General features: G+C 65.4%; 16 protein-coding genes. 9 read left to right on the top strand and 7 right to left on the bottom strand.

What is annotated here, in order from left to right:
* Nucleotides 1-12: 12 nt before the first annotated feature.
* Together ACSQ3S_RS16350 and ACSQ3S_RS16345 are read right to left on the bottom strand one after the other, a co-directional pair.
* The gene (locus tag ACSQ3S_RS16350; protein ID WP_436143033.1) at nt 13-3105 is read right to left on the bottom strand and encodes an efflux RND transporter permease subunit; all 3093 of its coding nucleotides are present in this window, start codon (nt 3103-3105) and stop codon (nt 13-15) included.
* Complete coding sequence (locus ACSQ3S_RS16345; protein ID WP_176650611.1) at nt 3102-4238, bottom strand: efflux RND transporter periplasmic adaptor subunit; 1137 nt, start codon at nt 4236-4238, stop codon at nt 3102-3104. The genes ACSQ3S_RS16350 and ACSQ3S_RS16345 overlap by 4 nt, the downstream gene beginning before the upstream one ends.
* 156 nt (nt 4239-4394) lie before the next feature.
* On the opposite strand from ACSQ3S_RS16345, the gene hpnC reads away from it, so the two are divergent.
* The 3 genes from hpnC to ACSQ3S_RS16330 all read left to right on the top strand — a co-directional run bounded on the left by hpnC (nt 4395) and on the right by ACSQ3S_RS16330 (nt 6093).
* Nucleotides 4395-5237, top strand: coding sequence for a squalene synthase HpnC (hpnC, locus tag ACSQ3S_RS16340; RefSeq protein ID WP_436143032.1), 843 nt, complete (start codon nt 4395-4397; stop codon nt 5235-5237).
* A gap of 64 nt (nt 5238-5301) precedes the next feature.
* A complete protein-coding gene (locus tag ACSQ3S_RS16335) occupies nt 5302-5820 on the top strand; it encodes a hypothetical protein (protein WP_436143031.1) in 519 nt (172 codons plus the stop codon).
* Nucleotides 5821-5961: 141 nt separating this feature from the next.
* Nucleotides 5962-6093 carry a hypothetical protein gene (locus tag ACSQ3S_RS16330; protein WP_436143030.1) on the top strand — a complete coding sequence of 44 codons (132 nt, stop codon included), beginning with the start codon at nt 5962-5964 and terminating at the stop codon, nt 6091-6093.
* Nucleotides 6094-6109: 16 nt separating this feature from the next.
* On the opposite strand, the gene ACSQ3S_RS16325 is transcribed toward ACSQ3S_RS16330, so the two are convergent.
* From ACSQ3S_RS16325 to ACSQ3S_RS16310, 4 genes are all read right to left on the bottom strand, one after another.
* Nucleotides 6110-6334 (bottom strand): hypothetical protein, encoded by a 225-nt coding sequence (locus ACSQ3S_RS16325; protein ID WP_436143029.1) that lies wholly within the window; start codon nt 6332-6334, stop codon nt 6110-6112.
* 158 nt (nt 6335-6492) lie between these two features.
* Nucleotides 6493-7593 carry an ATP-binding protein gene (locus ACSQ3S_RS16320; protein WP_436143028.1) on the bottom strand — a complete coding sequence of 367 codons (1101 nt, stop codon included), beginning with the start codon at nt 7591-7593 and terminating at the stop codon, nt 6493-6495.
* A 3-nt stretch (nt 7594-7596) separates the two neighbouring features.
* Complete coding sequence (locus ACSQ3S_RS16315) at nt 7597-8727, bottom strand: FIST signal transduction protein (protein ID WP_413447614.1); 1131 nt, start codon at nt 8725-8727, stop codon at nt 7597-7599.
* 64 nt (nt 8728-8791) lie between these two features.
* Nucleotides 8792-9208 carry a VOC family protein gene (locus tag ACSQ3S_RS16310; protein WP_436143027.1) on the bottom strand — a complete coding sequence of 139 codons (417 nt, stop codon included), beginning with the start codon at nt 9206-9208 and terminating at the stop codon, nt 8792-8794.
* Nucleotides 9209-9326: 118 nt separating this feature from the next.
* Between ACSQ3S_RS16310 and hpnD the strand changes: the two genes are divergently transcribed.
* The 5 genes from hpnD (at nt 9327) to ACSQ3S_RS16285 (ending at nt 13449) form a co-directional block, all read left to right on the top strand.
* Complete coding sequence (gene hpnD / locus ACSQ3S_RS16305) at nt 9327-10160, top strand: presqualene diphosphate synthase HpnD (RefSeq protein WP_436143026.1); 834 nt, start codon at nt 9327-9329, stop codon at nt 10158-10160.
* Nucleotides 10153-11565 (top strand): hydroxysqualene dehydroxylase HpnE, encoded by a 1413-nt coding sequence (gene hpnE / locus ACSQ3S_RS16300; protein WP_436143025.1) that lies wholly within the window; start codon nt 10153-10155, stop codon nt 11563-11565. Before hpnD ends, hpnE begins: the two co-directional genes overlap by 8 nt.
* A 116-nt stretch (nt 11566-11681) precedes the next feature.
* Nucleotides 11682-11828 carry a hypothetical protein gene (locus ACSQ3S_RS16295; RefSeq protein WP_353398416.1) on the top strand — a complete coding sequence of 49 codons (147 nt, stop codon included), beginning with the start codon at nt 11682-11684 and terminating at the stop codon, nt 11826-11828.
* A gap of 4 nt (nt 11829-11832) precedes the next feature.
* Nucleotides 11833-12630 carry a DUF1700 domain-containing protein gene (locus tag ACSQ3S_RS16290; protein ID WP_176650602.1) on the top strand — a complete coding sequence of 266 codons (798 nt, stop codon included), beginning with the start codon at nt 11833-11835 and terminating at the stop codon, nt 12628-12630.
* Between the two features lie 12 nt (nt 12631-12642).
* The gene (locus tag ACSQ3S_RS16285) at nt 12643-13449 is read left to right on the top strand and encodes a head GIN domain-containing protein (protein WP_176650601.1); all 807 of its coding nucleotides are present in this window, start codon (nt 12643-12645) and stop codon (nt 13447-13449) included.
* A 1-nt stretch (nt 13450) separates the two neighbouring features.
* Here the strand turns inward: ACSQ3S_RS16285 and ACSQ3S_RS16280 are convergent, their stop codons facing one another.
* Nucleotides 13451-14692, bottom strand: coding sequence for a TIGR03862 family flavoprotein (locus ACSQ3S_RS16280; protein ID WP_436143024.1), 1242 nt, complete (start codon nt 14690-14692; stop codon nt 13451-13453).
* A gap of 33 nt (nt 14693-14725) precedes the next feature.
* On the opposite strand from ACSQ3S_RS16280, the gene ACSQ3S_RS16275 reads away from it, so the two are divergent.
* Nucleotides 14726-14971 (top strand): hypothetical protein, encoded by a 246-nt coding sequence (locus ACSQ3S_RS16275; RefSeq protein ID WP_353398409.1) that lies wholly within the window; start codon nt 14726-14728, stop codon nt 14969-14971.
* Nucleotides 14972-14975 lie beyond the last annotated feature (4 nt).

Genomic DNA, 14975 nt, shown 5'->3' with positions numbered 1-14975 from the left:
CCTCGGCGCATATCATAACGCCTGCGGTTTTTTGACGCGGAACCAGGCCGCGTACAGCGCCGGCAGGAACAGCAGCGTCAGCGCGGTCGCCAGGATCAGCCCGCCCATGATGGCCACCGCCATCGGTCCCCAGAATACCGAGCGCGACAACGGTATCATCGCCAGCGCCGCGGCCGCCGCGGTCAGGATGATGGGACGGCAGCGCCGCACCGCCGACTCGACGATCGCGGTCCACGGATCGTGGCCGGCCTTGATGTCCTGCTCGATCTGGTCGACCAGGATCACCGAGTTGCGGATGATCATGCCGAACAGCGCGATGATGCCCAGGTTGGCCACGAAGCCCAGCGGACGGCCCAGCACCAGCAGCGCCATCGCCGCGCCGGCCACGCCCAGCGGACCGGTCAGGAACACCAGCAGCGCCCGCGAGAAGCTGTGCAGCTGCAGCATCAGCAGCGTGAAGATGATGAAGATCGCCAGCGGCAGGTTGGCCGCGATCGACGCTTCCGCCGTGCCGCTGTCGGCCGCCGCGCCCTTGACGGTGATGGCGTAGCCGGCCGGCAGCTTGTCGCGCAGCGCCTTCAGCTTGGGCTCGATCTGGCCGGAGACGGTCGGCCCCTGGATGTTGTCGGCCACGTCGGACTGCACGGTGATCGCCCATTCGCGCCCTTCCCGCCACACCACGCCCGGCTCCCACACGAAATGCGCACGGGCCAGCTGGCTGATCGGCACCGACTTGCCGCTGGCGGTAGGGATGTTGGTGTCGTTCAGGATCGAGATCGTGTTGCGCTCCTCGATAGGCTGGCGGATCTGGATGTCGATCAGCTTGATGTCCTCGCGGAACTGGCCGATGGTGGTGCCCGACAGGATGGTGTTGGCCGCCCGCATCACCGTTTGCGAGGTGACGCCCAGCGCGCGCATCTTGTCCTGGTCCAGGTCCAGGCGCAGCACCTTGATCGACTCGTTCCAGTTGTCGTTGACGCCCAGCGTGTTCGGATTGTCGCGCATGATGTCCTTGACCTGGTCGGCGATGGCGCGCACCTTCTCCACCTCGCCGCCGGTCACGCGGAACTGCACCGGATACGGCACCGGCGGCCCGTTCGGCAGCAGCTTGACGCGGCCGCGCACCTCGGGGAAGTCCTGCTTGAAGATGGCGACGATCTTGTCGCGCAGCGCGCCGCGGGCGTGCAGGTCCTTCGGCAGCACGACGATCTGCGACACGTTAGTCTGCGGGAAAATCTGGTCCAGCGGCAGGTAGAACCGCGGGCTGCCGGTGCCGACGTAGCTGGTCACGCTGACCACGCCCTCCTGCTTGCGGATGAAGGCCTCGAACTTCTTCACCTGCTTTTCGTTGGCGGCGAAGGTCGTGCCTTCCGGCGTCCACAGCTCCACCATCAGCTCGGGACGGCTGGAATCGGGGAAGAATTGCTTCTCGATGAACTTGAAGCCATACACGCCCAGCGCGAAGATCACCAGGGTGGCCGCGATGGTGGTCTTGCGGTATTCGACGCACCAGTTGACCACGGCACGGAACTTTCGGAATCCCGGCGTGTCGAAGAGGTCATGCTCGGATTCGCCTTCAGCGTGTGGCTTGACTTTCAACAGCACATAGCCGATGTACGGCGTGAACACCACCGCCACCACCCACGAAATGACCAGCGCCAGCGCGTTGACCGAGAACAGCGAGAACGTGTACTCGCCGGCCGCCGACTTGGCCAGGCCGATCGGCAGGAAGCCGGCGACGGTGATCAGGGTGCCGGTCAGCATCGGGATCGCGGTCGAGGTGTAGGCGAAGGTGGCGGCGTCGAAGCGCGACATGCCCTCCTCCATCTTGCGCACCATCATCTCGACGGCGATGATGGCGTCGTCCACCAGCAGGCCCAGCGCGATGATCAGCGCGCCCAGCGAAATCTTGTGCAGGTCGATGTCCAGCATGCGCATGAACAGGAAGGTGACCGACAGCACCAGCGGTATCGTCAGCGCCACCACCAGGCCGGGACGCACGTCCAGCCGCAGCTTGGGCTTGCTGTGCAGGCCCAGCGCGACGAAGCTGACGGCCAGCACGATCAGCACCGCCTCGATCAGCGTGTGCACGAACTCGCCGACCGAGGCCTTGACCGCCTCCGGCTGGTCCGACACGCGCTCGAGCTCGATGCCGACCGGCAGCTTGGCCTTCATCGCGGCCACAGTCTTTTCCATGCTCTTGCCGAGCTGGATGATGTTGCCGCCCTTTTCCATCGACACGCCCAGGCCGATCACTTCCTTGCCGTTGAAGCGCATCTTGTTACCCGGCGGATCCTGGTACTCGCGCTTGATGGTGGCGAAGTCGCCCAGGCGGAAGGTGGTGCCGTTGGCGCGCAGCTCCAGGTCCTCCAGGTCCTTGACGGTCTTCAGCGCGCCGGTCACGCGCACCTGCAGGTTGTCGGTCGGCGTCACCAGCACGCCGGTCGATTCGACGCTGTTCTGCGTGGCGATCTGGTTGACGATGGCCTCGAACGGTATGCCCAGCTGCGCGAACTTCTTGTGCGAGAACTCGATGTTGATCTTCTCGTCCTGCACGCCGAACAGCTCGACCTTGGACACCAGCGGCACGCCGAGCAGCTGCTGGCGCACGAAGTCGGCGTAGTCCTTCATCTCGGCATAAGTGAAGCCGTCGCCGGACAGCGCGAAGATCGAACCGAAGGTGTCGCCGAACTCGTCGTTGAAGAACGGCCCCTGCACGCCCGGCGGCAGGGTGCCGCGGATGTCGCCTATCTTCTTGCGCACCTGGTACCACGATTGCGCCACTTCCTTCGGCGGCGCCGATTCGCGCAGCTTCAGGATGATGGTGGTCTCGCCCGGCTTGGAATAGCTCGATATCTCGTCGATATCCGGCGTTTCCTGCAGCTTTTTCTCCAGCTTGTCGGTGACCTGCTCGGCCATCTGCAGCGAGGTCGCGCCCGGCCAGTTGGCCCGCACCACCATCGCGCGGAAGGTGAACGGCGGATCCTCGTCCTGGCCCAGGTTGGAATAGCTCAGCATGCCGCCTATCAGCAGCACGGCGATCAGGTAGCGCGTCAGCGGAATGTGTTCCAGCGCCCAGCGTGAGAGATTGAAGCCGCCCTTCATTTGGCGGTCCCGGCGATGGCAGGGGCTGGCGCGGGAGCGGCAGGCAGGTCATCGCCCAGGATCTTGACCTTCTGGCCCGGCTTGAGCAGGTTGACGCCGGCCGTGACGACGGTCTGGCCGGCCTTGACGCCGCTGCCCAGCACGATATCGTTGCCGGCCGCGCCGGCGATGGTCACCGGCACCAGCTTGACGGCCCCGCCCTCCACCACCCAGACCGAGGAGGCGGATTTTTCATAGTACAGCGCGGTCAGCGGCACCTTGATCTGCGGCACCGGCGACTTCGAGGCGAACTGCACCACGGCCGTCATGCCCAGCTTGGCTTCGGCCACCGAATCCGGGATCGACACCTTGGCGGTGTAGGTGCGGGTGGACGGATCGGCCACCGGCGAAATCTCGCGGATCTTGCCGGCCACCGCGTTTTTCGGGTCGGCCCACAGGCGCACCTGCACGTCGGTGATGCGGCGCAGCGTCTCGACCTTGTCTTCCGGCAAGCCGATGACGATTTCCTTCTCGCCCTGCCTGGCCACGCGCACCACCGGCGTGCCCGGCTGCACCACCTGGCCGACCTCGGCGTCCACCGCCGTCACCACGCCGTCCACATCGGACACCAGGCTGGCATAGCCGGCCTGGTTGGACTGGCCGCGGTACGCCGCCTGGGAAGCGTCGACATTGGCCTGCGCCGCCTTGTAGGTGGAATCCTTGGCGTCCAGCACGGCCTGGCTGACGAAGTTCTTGCTGCGCAGTTCCTGATAACGCTTCAGCTCGGCCTTGGCCAGGTCGCGGTTGGTTTCGGCGGCGCGCAGGCCGGCCAGCGCCTGGGCTTGCGATAATTGCAAGTCCTGTGGATCCAGCTGCATCAGCACCTGGCCGTGCTTGACCAGCGTACCGACGTCGACCTTGCGGGTGACGATCTTGCCGCCGACGCGGAAGCCCAGCCGCGATTCCACGCGCGGACGCACTTCGCCGGAAAACTCGGCGTTGACGTCGATGTCGCTGCCGGCCAGCACGATGGCGCGCACCGGGCGGATGTCCTCGGTCTTTTCGACCGGCTTGGAGCAGCCGGCCAGCGCGGCGGCGGCCAGGAGACTCAATATGAAGGGGGAAATCTGACGCTGTTTTTTCAAGGCGACCACGGTGTATTCCTTTAGCTTGCTCTGGAGTGTAGATGGCACTACTATTACGGGTTGGAAATAAATGACTTTCCGTTAATTAATTATAAGCCGAGCAAATCCGTTTGCAAATGACTTTCGCGTCATTAATTTTAACAATGCTTTTAGGCTACATGTAATATGTCGGTTGACCACTACGAAAATTTTCCCGTCGCCTCAATTTTGTTGCCGAGCCGCCTGCGCCCGGCGGTAGAAGCGATCTACGCCTTTGCCCGCAGCGCCGACGATCTGGCCGACGAAGGCGACGCCACGCCCGAGCAGCGGCTGGCCGCGCTGAACGCCTACGAGGCCGAGCTGGCCGACATCGAGGCCGGCGGCAGCGGGAAAGACCCGATGTTTGAACGCCTGGCGCAGGTGATCCGCGAGCACGGCCTGCCGCTCAAGCCGCTGCACGAGCTGCTGTCGGCCTTCAAGCAGGATGTGCTGGTGAGCCGCTACCAGACTTACGACACGCTGCTGGACTACTGCTCGCGCTCGGCCAATCCGGTCGGTTTCCTGATGCTGCACCTGTACGGCGCGGCCGATGAAGAGAACATGCGCGACTCGGACGCGATCTGCACGGCGCTGCAGCTGATCAACTTCCTGCAGGATGTGGCGATCGACATCCACAAGGAGCGCATTTACATCCCGCTGGAGGATTTGAGCCGCTACGCGATCTCGCCGGCCGCGCTGGACCACGCCAGCGCCCGGCCGCGCTGGCGGTCGATGATGAAGTTCGAGGTGGAGCGCACCCGCGCGCTGCTGCTGAGCGGCGCGCCGCTGGCCCTGCGGCTCAACGGCCGCATCGGCTTCGAGCTGCGCATGGTGGTGCAAGGCGGCTTGCGCATCCTGGACGCCATCGAGGCGGTCGAGTACGACGTCTTCCTGCACCGCCCCAAGCTGACCCGGCGCGACTGGCTGGCCATCTTCTGGGCGGCCCTGCGCATGAAAAAGCAGATGAAGGCCGCGTTCAGCGCCGCTTGATGCCTCTCAATTGAAAGTGCTCTCTGCCGCGCTATACTTCGGAGATAGGCTCCGGAGTACAGCCATGCCCGATATCACCCGTGAAGAAATCGACGCGAAGGCCGCTGCGGCAGAAGCGAAATCACAAACGCAGTTTGCCATCTTAAACGGTAAATTTGACGCCGCCGCAACCCAGTTCAATGGCAGACTTGAGGCCATGGCAGCCCAGTTCAACGACAGACTTGAGGCCATGGCCGCGCAGTTCAACGGAAAGCTTGACGCCATGGCCGCGCAGTTCAACGGCAGGCTTGACGCCATGGCAGCACGCCTGGATGGACATGGGGAGCGCATCGACGCGTTGGAGCATGCCGTCAGCCGTCTCAAAACCACGGCCACAGTCACCGGCATCAGCTCGGTGATCGCCATCGTACTCGGTGTGGCGACATTCAATGCCACGCTGCTGTCCAATATGACAGCCACCTTTCAGGCTGGCAAAGATGTAGCAACGACTCAGGCGGAAGTACAGCGCCAGGTTGAGGCCACGGCGGCGCTGTTACGGCGGCTGGAGCGCGAACATCCACCCTTCTCGCCATCTCAAAAATAGCCGCGCACGATTAAATCGTTGCCTCTGCACAATTTTTACTCTTCATGCTACCTTTCAAGAAAACTGAAAGGCAAGATCATGTTAGTGGGAGAGCGGTCGTTGCGGCCGAATGCGGAAATGTCAAAGGTGGTGGAACTGGGTGTGAGTCTGTTGCAGAGCCGGGGGCGCGCGTTTGCGTCCGAGTTCCTGGTGCGCAGAAATATCCCGGTCAACGTTATCGTACGCGTGCTGTCCGACCCGCCCGGCCGCCGCCGCGCCGGCCAGCGCCGCTAAGCTAAGCCTTACGCCGCTAAGGCGCCAAAGCCTGCTGCTTCACCGAGTCGCGAATCGCCGCCGCCTCGGTCACCGACATCGCCGTCTGGCAGTTGACCCACTCGTTCGAGATCTGCCATTCCTGGTAGTCCCCCACGCTGAGCGCGTGCTGCTTTTGCACGTTCAGCTGCTCGCAGCGCGCCGCCACACGGGCGGCCTCATCCAGATGTTGGGCGTAGTAGGTGGCGGACTTCGTCTGCATATTGTTCGCCGCCGGCGCACGGTCGCATCCGCAAAACAGCGGCACGACCAGCAACGCGGCAAAGTTCGACGTTCGCATAAGAAATCGTTCTGATGAAAATGTAACGCATTGTATCGCAGGCGATACCTCAGGTGCGGCGCAATTAGACCCGCAAGGGCTCACTCCGCCGTTGCCTCCCGGTCGGCGGGGTTCACGGGATGGTGTATCGGCAACACCACGCGGAAGGTGGTGCCCTGGCCCGGCGCGCTGTCGACCTCGATGTGTCCGCAATGGGTTTGCACGATGCCGTAAGTCACCGACAGGCCCAGCCCCGTGCCCTTGCCGATCGGCTTGGTGGTAAAGAAGGGATCGAAGATGCGGTCCAGGTGTTCCGGCGCGATGCCGCTGCCGGTGTCGCTGACGGAAAACCAGACATGGTCGCCCTCGGTACCGGTGCGCAGCGTGATCTGCCCGCGCCCCGGCCGGATCGCGTGGGCGGCGTTGACCACCAGGTTCATCACCACCTGGTTGATCTGCGAGGACAGGCATTCGATGTCCGGGATGTCGCCGTACTCCTTGACCACGTCGGCGCTGTACTTGATTTCGTTGGCGACGATGTTCAAGGTCGAGTCCATTCCGTGGTGCAGGTTGAACCATTGCCACTCGCGCTGTGCGTCCGCGTGCGAGAAATCCTTCAAGTCCTGCACGATGCGGCGCACCCGCTCCAGTCCTTCGCGCGATTCGGCCATCAGCTGCGGGATATCGGTGCGCAAATAGCCGAGGTCGATCTCATGACGCAACTCGCTGATCCGGGACAGCACCTCGGCCGCAGCGATGGCGCCTTCCGCATCCTCATATGCGCGCAGCATCTCGAACAGCTGGCCCACGTAGCTTTGCAAGGTGGCGAAGTTGGAATTGATGTAGCCGATCGGGTTGTTGATCTCGTGCGCCACGCCGGCCGCCAGCTGGCCGATGGACGCCATCTTGTCCGACTGCAGCAGCTGGTTGCGGGTCGCCTCCAGCTTGCTGTTGAGCTCGCGCAGCTCGGTGTTGCTGCTGCTGAGCTGGTCCATCATCCGCTGCTTGTCTTCCAGCTGCTCGGCCAGCTGGCGGTTGCGCTTGCCCAGCTCCTGCGACATGAGTTCCAGCGAATTCTCGATCAGCAGCCTGTCGTTCTCGAAACCCGCGTAGGCATCGTCGACCGCCTTGCTCAGGCCCTCGAGGTCGACCTGGCCGTCGCGGCAAAACTTCTTCAGCTGGCGCGCCAGCAGCGGATGCATGCCTCAATCCTCGCTGAAGGTGGTGACGGTCATGGTCTGGTTGTGCAGCTCGCAGCGGGTCAGCGCGCTGTGCGGCGCGATCTCGCCGTAGGAGTAAAAGCCGGCCAGCGTGGCCTGCGGCCCCAGCACGTCGGCCACGCCCTCGGTCTCCTCCTCGATGCGCTGCTGCAGCACCAGCTTGCGGCCGATGCAGCTGATCAGGATCGCCAGCTCGGGCGCGCGGCCGTCCAGCTGGGACAGCGTGTCGTCGGCCGCGGCGATGGCGCCGTCGACCAGGCGGTTGAAATTGGCCTTCATCAGCTGCGCGTGCGAACCGACCGGCATGTCGCCGGCGAAGGTCATGCTTTGCTGCGCCTCGTCGACGCCAAGGATGGTACGCACCACGTAGGTGTCGGTGCCGGGCAGGTGCAGCGCCAGCGGGAACAGCAGCGCCGACGAAGGCAGGCCGTCGGCCTGCTTGCCGAGGTAGGTCTTGTACAGGCTCAGCGCCGACTCGCCGTCAAGTTCGTACAGCACGTTGCCGTCGGCGCGCGTGATGCGGCGTTCCGGCCCGAAGGCATCCCAGCCGCCTAGCGAGCCGTAGCCGACATGCAAGGCCTCGCTGTAAAAACCGATGGCGGCGATGGTGTGGCCGGCGGCGGCCGCATCGGCCAGCACCACGGTCTCGCCGAAATCGGCGCCATCCCCGGCCAATCCGCCCGTCACGTTGACGCCGGACGGCAGCGAGGCGCGCAAGCCCTGCACCAGTTCGCTACCGTTGACGCCCAGGCCGTCCGACAGCACCAGCACATGGCGCAGGTGTTCGCCCAGCAGCTGGCGCGACAGCGACTCGCCGGCCTGGCGGCTGTCCGCCGCCAGTTCCAGCCGCACCGCCACCATGGCCACCCGGGTCGCGGAGAAGCTGACGGCGGTCAGCACGATGCTGCCGTCCAGCACTTCGGTACCGCAAATCTCGCCGGCCGTGCTGCAGCCGGCGATCACCGCGTCGGGACAGGCCGCGCGCAAGACGGGAAACAGTTCCCCGGACTGCAGCAGCGCCCGGGCACCGAACACCAGCAGCAGATCGGCTCCGGCGGGTAGTGCGAAATCGGATACCTGCGCCACCGTCATGGCCTTGAATTGCTCGATACGCATAGCCTTCTCCTGCCGGGAATCATCAACCGATTGTATTGAAGTCGGCAGTGGGTGTCGCGAAATATCAGGCTGCGTTGCCCGCGGGCGGGCCTTTCAGCTCGACCACGTTGTTTTCCGGGTCTGTAATGTAGATCGACGGCCCCTCGCCCTCCGCGCCGTAGCGCGATTCGACCTTGCCGGCCTGCACGCCGTGCGCGCTCAGATGGGCGCGGATCGCGTCGGCGTCGAACGGCTCCACGCGCAGGCAGAAATGGTCCATATTGCGGCCCTCGGCGCCCGGCGCCGCGCCGCCCATCCTGCCCAGCTTGCCGTCCACCGGCACCAGGTCGATCAGCGAACTGCCCGCCCTCACCTGGATCAGGCCGATTTCCTCCTGCCGCTTCTCGACCGGACAGCCCAGCACCTCGCAGTAAAAATGCAGCATGCGCTGCAGATCGCTCACTCGCAAAACGATATGGTCGATCTCCCGGATATGGATCATGTTGAACCTGCCTCTTGATAAACCGTCAAATAAGGAATTGAGACTCTACCGCATCGCCCCCATCCGTGCACTGAACACTATAGAATAGCGGCTTCGAGTAACCCTTGCTTTTTTATCCATGTCTCCCGACGACTACTGCCAGCAAAAGACCGCCCAAAGCGGCTCCAGTTTCTACTACAGCTTCCTGTTCCTGCCGCCGGAACGTCGCCGCGCCATCACCGCCCTGTACGCATTTTGCCGCGAAGTGGACGACACCGTCGATGAATGCACCGACGAATCGGTGGCCCGCATCAAGCTGGCCTGGTGGCGCAAGGAAATCGCCAACATGTACGAGGGCAAGCAAACCCATCCCGTCACGCAGGCGCTGCAACCGCACCTGAGCGTCTACAAGCTGGAACAGCAGCATCTGCAAGCCATCATCGACGGCATGGAGATGGACCTGAACCAGACCCGCTACCTGGACTACCCGGCGTTGACCACGTATTGCTGGCACGTGGCCAGCGTGGTCGGCATCCTGTCGGCCAGCATCTTCGGCGCGACCCGGCCGGAGACGCTGCAATACGCCGAAAAGCTGGGCCACGCCTTCCAGCTGACCAACATCATCCGCGACGTCGGCGAAGATGCGCGCAAGGGCCGCATCTACCTGCCGATCAACGAGCTGCAGCAGTTCAACGTGACCGCCGCCGACCTGCTCAACGCGCGCCACACGGACAACTTCGAAAAGCTGATGGCCTTCCAGGTCGCCCGCGCCCAGAAGGCCTACGACGAAGCGTTCGCGCTGCTGCCGAAGGAAGACCGCCGCGCCCAGCGTCCCGGCCTGATGATGGCCGCCATCTACCGCACGCTGCTGACCGAAGTGGAAGCCGACGGCTACCACGTGCTCACGCAGCGCATCTCGCTCACGCCCATCCGCAAGCTCTGGCTGGCGTGGAAGACCTATATCCGTGGCTAACGACGGCGTGGACAAGCGCGGCGACGCCAGGACCGAGCCGGGCCTGACGTCGCGCTCGGTCGCGGTGGTCGGCGGCGGCTGGGCCGGCTGCGCCGCCGCCGTCGAGCTGGCGCGCGCCGGCTACAAGGTCACGCTGTTTGAAGCGGCGCGCACCCTCGGCGGCCGCGCCCGCCGCGTCGACACCGACCGCGCCCATCTCGACAACGGCCAGCACATCCTGCTGGGCGCCTACAGCGAAACGCTGCGGCTGATGAAGCTGACCGGCGTCGACCGCGACCAGACCCTGCTGTCGCTGCCGCTGCAGATGCGCTACCCGCCCGGCAGCGGCGGCATGGATTTCGTCGCCCCGCGCCTGCCGGCGCCGCTGCACCTGGCGCTGGCGCTGCTGCGCGCCAAGGGCCTGCGGCGGGACGACAAGCTGAGCCTGGCGCGCTTCTCGACCACCGCGCGCTGGATGGGCTGGCGCCTGCACACCGATTGCAGCGTCAGCGAGCTGCTGCAACGCTTCGACCAGACGCCGCGCCTGATCCAGCTGATGTGGCGCCCGCTGTGCCTGGCCGCGCTGAACACGCCGCCGGAACGCGCCTCGGCGCAGATCTTCCTCAACGTGCTGCGCGACAGCCTGGGCGCCAGACGCAGCGCCTCGGACATGCTGCTGCCGCGCGCCGACCTGTCCGCGCTGCTGCCGGAAGCGGCCGGCGCCTTTGTCGAGGCGCATGGCGGCTCGGTGCGCGGCGGCGCCAAGGTGCAGGCGATACGCCCGATCGAAAACCGCCTGTGGCAGCTGGAAGTGAGCGGCGCGGCGGTCGGCGGGCAATGGAGCACCTATTTCAGCGGCGTGGTGCTGGCCACCGGCGCCAGCCAGGCCGCCACGCTGCTGCACGACATGCCCGGCGCCGACACCAGCGCGCTGTGCCGGCAGCTGACCGCGTTCGAGCCGGAAGCCATCACCACCTGCTACCTGCAATACGACCGCGCCACCCGGCTGGGCCTGCCCTTCTACGCGCTGCTGGACGATCCGCACAATTACCAGTGGGGCCAGTTCGTGTTCGACCGCGGCCAGCTGGACGAGGCCCAGGCCGGCCTGCTGGCGGTGGTCGTCAGCGCCTCCGGCGAGGCGGCCGGCCAGAGCCAGGATTTGCTGGCCGAGGCGGTCGCGGTGCAGCTGGCGGCCGTGTTCCAGCGGCCGGAGCTGGGCCGGCCCGAGTGGTTCAAGGTCATCACCGAGAAGCGCGCCACCTACGCCTGCACGCCGGGACTGGTTCGCCCGGGCAACGCCAGCGGCCTGGCGGGGCTGGCCATCGCCGGCGACTACACGGCGGGCGACTACCCGGCCACGCTGGAATCGGCGGTGCGCAGCGGCGTCGCCGCCGCCGCCGGCGTGCTCAGGAGGACTACCATCTAGTCCCCCGTTTTTGTCGCCTGATCCGCTATTTATGCAGCCTGTCACATGCCGGTGGCATCTGGACGAGCGTCTGCGTACAGTAGCACCATCGACAAAAGCAATATATTGGAATCAACATGAACCTCGCTCTCAGCCTTAAAACCCTCGCCCTGGTCGCGTTCGTGGTGGCCAGCACGGTGGCCATCGTCAAGACGACGCCGGTGGCCGACAGCGCGATGGCCATGGCGCACACTGTGGCAACCGTAGAAACATTAGGTATTTGATATCATGAACAAGCAGCAATACCTCGACGCGCTCAAGCAGGCCATGCAGGGACTGCCGCCGGAAACGGTGGCCAAGACCCTGGCCTACTACGAGCAGCGCTTCATCGACGGCCTGGTGGCCGGCCGCAGCGAGGAAGAAGTCTACAAGGAGCTCGACGAGCCGCGCAAGATCGCCATGACGCTGCGCGCCAACGCCCACCTGTCCGCCTTCGAGCAAAAAAAGACCCCGGTCAACGCCGCCCGCGTGGTGGTGTCCTTCATCGGCCTGGCCATCTTCAACCTGTTCATGGTAATCCCGGCGATGGTGTACGGCTGCCTGCTGGCGGCGGTGTATGCCTCGGCCTTCGCGTTCTACATCGGCGGCGTGGCGCTGGTCGCCAGCGGCCTGTCCGGCCAGAACGAGCTGGCGCTGGAAGGCCCGCTGCGCCACGTGATCGAATTCACCAACTCGCGCTTCGACACCCAGGAAGAGGAACAGGCGGCCGAAGGCTGGCGGCTGGCGATCAACAGCATGGGCTTCCAGGTCAGCAAGGACCCGGTCAGCCCGGAAGCGGCCGCCGAGGACGACGGCCTGAGCCGCAGCGGACGCCTGCTGAACCGCGCCGAGGCGGTGGCCGGCGGCGATCTGCACATCACCACGGATTTTGACAACGGCGCCCGCACCAGCCAGTCGCTGATCGGCTTCGGCATGATCCTGGGCGGCATAGGCTTGTGCCTGGTCAGCATCGTGCTGACCCGCTACACGATGATAGGCATCAAACGCTATGTGGCGATGAATGTATCGCTGCTGCGCGGCCGTTAAGGAGGTTTGAACATGCGCGCTTTACTGAAAATCGGAACCAGCCTGCTGGTGCTGTCGTTTGTGCTGATCGGCGTGTCCTACAGCATGCTGAAAGCCTACGGCAGCACCAGCCCCACCAGTTCGGCCGGCCGAGCGCTGGGCGGCGAGACGCGCAAGGTCGACGCCATGGCCACCGCCATCGAGTTGAGCGGACCGATCGACCTGACGCTGACCCAGGGTCCGGTGGCGTCGCTGAAGGTGCGCGGCGAGCAGCGCTCGCTGGCCAATATCGAGACCATCCAGGATGGCCGCGACCTGCACATCGGCACCAAGGGGATGCTGCTCAACCCGCGCCATCCGCTGCAGGTGGAGCTGGTGCTGCCGCAGCTGGAGGAGCTGGTGGTGCGCAGCAGCGGTGACACCAAAGTCAGCGGCTTCAACGGCGACAAGCTGGACCTGCAGCTGCACGGTTCGGGCAATCTGAATTTCAACGGCCGTTACCGCGAGCTGAGCGCCGGCACCCATGGCAGCGGACACCTGACCCTGAACTCCGGCAGCAGCGAGAACGTCGAGCTGGAAATGGTGGGTTCGGGGCAGATCACCTCGTCGGGCAGCTGCAAGACGCTGAACGCGGAGTTGACCGGCTCCGGCGACCTCGATGCGCGCCACCTGGCATCCGAAAAGGTGACCGTGAACCTGAAGGGCTCGGGCACCAGCCAGGTGTTCGCCAAGCAGTCGGCCGACCTGACCCTGCGCGGCAGCGGCGACATCCGCGTGTCCGGCAATCCGGACAACCGCAACGTCAGCCGCACCGGTTCGGGCGACGTGACCTGGGAATAATTCAGCCAGCCGCCAGCCAGGCCAGGGCATCGCGTCCCGCCGCCTGGCCGCCGGCCAGGCAGGCTGTCAGCAGATAGCCGCCGGTCGGCGCTTCCCAGTCGACCATCTCGCCGGCGACGAACACGCCCGGCGCAGCCTTCAGCATCGTTCCCTGCAGCGCCTCCCAACGCACTCCGCCCGCGCTGCTGATCGCCTCATCGATGGCCCGGGGACGCAGCAGGCGCACCGGCAGCATCTTGATGGCGCGCGCCAGCTCCTCTTCGTCGCCGTACTGTTCCTTGCTCAAACACTCGCGCAGCAGCCCCGCTTTCACGCCCTTGATGCCAAGACGGCTTTGCAGATGGCTCGCCATCGAGCGCGCGCCGCGCGGCCGCGCCACCTCGTCCGCCACGCGCTGCGCCGGCAAGTCCGGCAGCAGGTCAAGGTGGATGATGGTGCTGCCGTCGGCGGCGATCTGGTTGCGTAAGGCGGCCGACAGGGCGTAGATCAAGCTGCCCTCGACGCCGCCCTGCGTGACGACAAACTGGCCCTGCTTGCGGAACGGCTTGCCGTCCGCGCCGGTGGAGATGATGGCGACCGTGGTCAGCGGCTCGCCCGCATGGCGGCTGCTGAAATGCTCGCTCCACGCCACGTCGAAGCCGCAATTGGCCGGCACCAGCGGCGCCACGCCGACGCCGCGCGCCACCAGCAAAGGCAGCCACGCGCCGTCCGAGCCCAGCCGCGCCCAGCTGCCGCCGCCCAGTGCCAGCACCGCCGCGTCGGCGCGTACCAGCAGCTCGCCGTCCGGCGTTTGTAGCGCCAGCGCGTCGTCGCGCCAGCCCAGCCAGCGGTGGCGCATGTGGAATTGCACACCGCTTTCGCGCAGGCGGTGCAGCCACGCGCGCAGCAGCGGAGCGGCCTTCATATCGGTCGGGAACACGCGGCCCGAGGTGCCGACAAAGGTGTCCACGCCCAGCCCGTGCACCCAGTCGCGCACGTCCTGCGGGCCGAACGCGTCGAGCATGCCGCGCAACGCCGGCACTCCTCCTTCCGCCACGTAGCGGGTGACGAAATCGGCATACGGCTCGGCGTGCGTGATGTTCATGCCGCCGCGACCGGCCAGCAGGAACTTGCGGCCGACCGAAGGCATCGCGTCATACAGGTCCACCTGCGCCCCGCCCTGCGCCAGCGTTTGGGCGGCCATCAGGCCGGCGGGACCGCCGCCGATGACGGCGACGCGAAAAGGTGTCAAACTAGACTGCATGGACTCGATCCGATACTCATTACAGGAGACAAAATGGGCGCGCTATTCTGGATTAAACGCTATCTGCTGGCGGCGGTGCCGTTGTTTGCGATACTGGCGGCCGTGGAGTGGTTCAAGGGCTCGACCTCGCGCGACGACTACCTGAGCGCCGCCGTCTGGGCGCTGGTTGCCGCCGCCATCTTCACCTACGCCGCCTGGCGCCGCTACCGCAGCAACCAGGCCTGCGCCGTGTGCGACAGCTTCGACGCCGGCGCCAAGCCGAAAAAACCGGGCGCCTGACCGG

The sequence above is a fragment of the Duganella sp. LjRoot269 genome (genome assembly GCF_964254095.1).
GTDB classification, from domain to species: Bacteria; Pseudomonadota; Gammaproteobacteria; order Burkholderiales; family Burkholderiaceae_D; genus Rugamonas; species Rugamonas hordei.
Note: the sequence above shows the minus strand (reverse complement) of the source record. Positions and strands in the feature narration are given on the sequence as shown.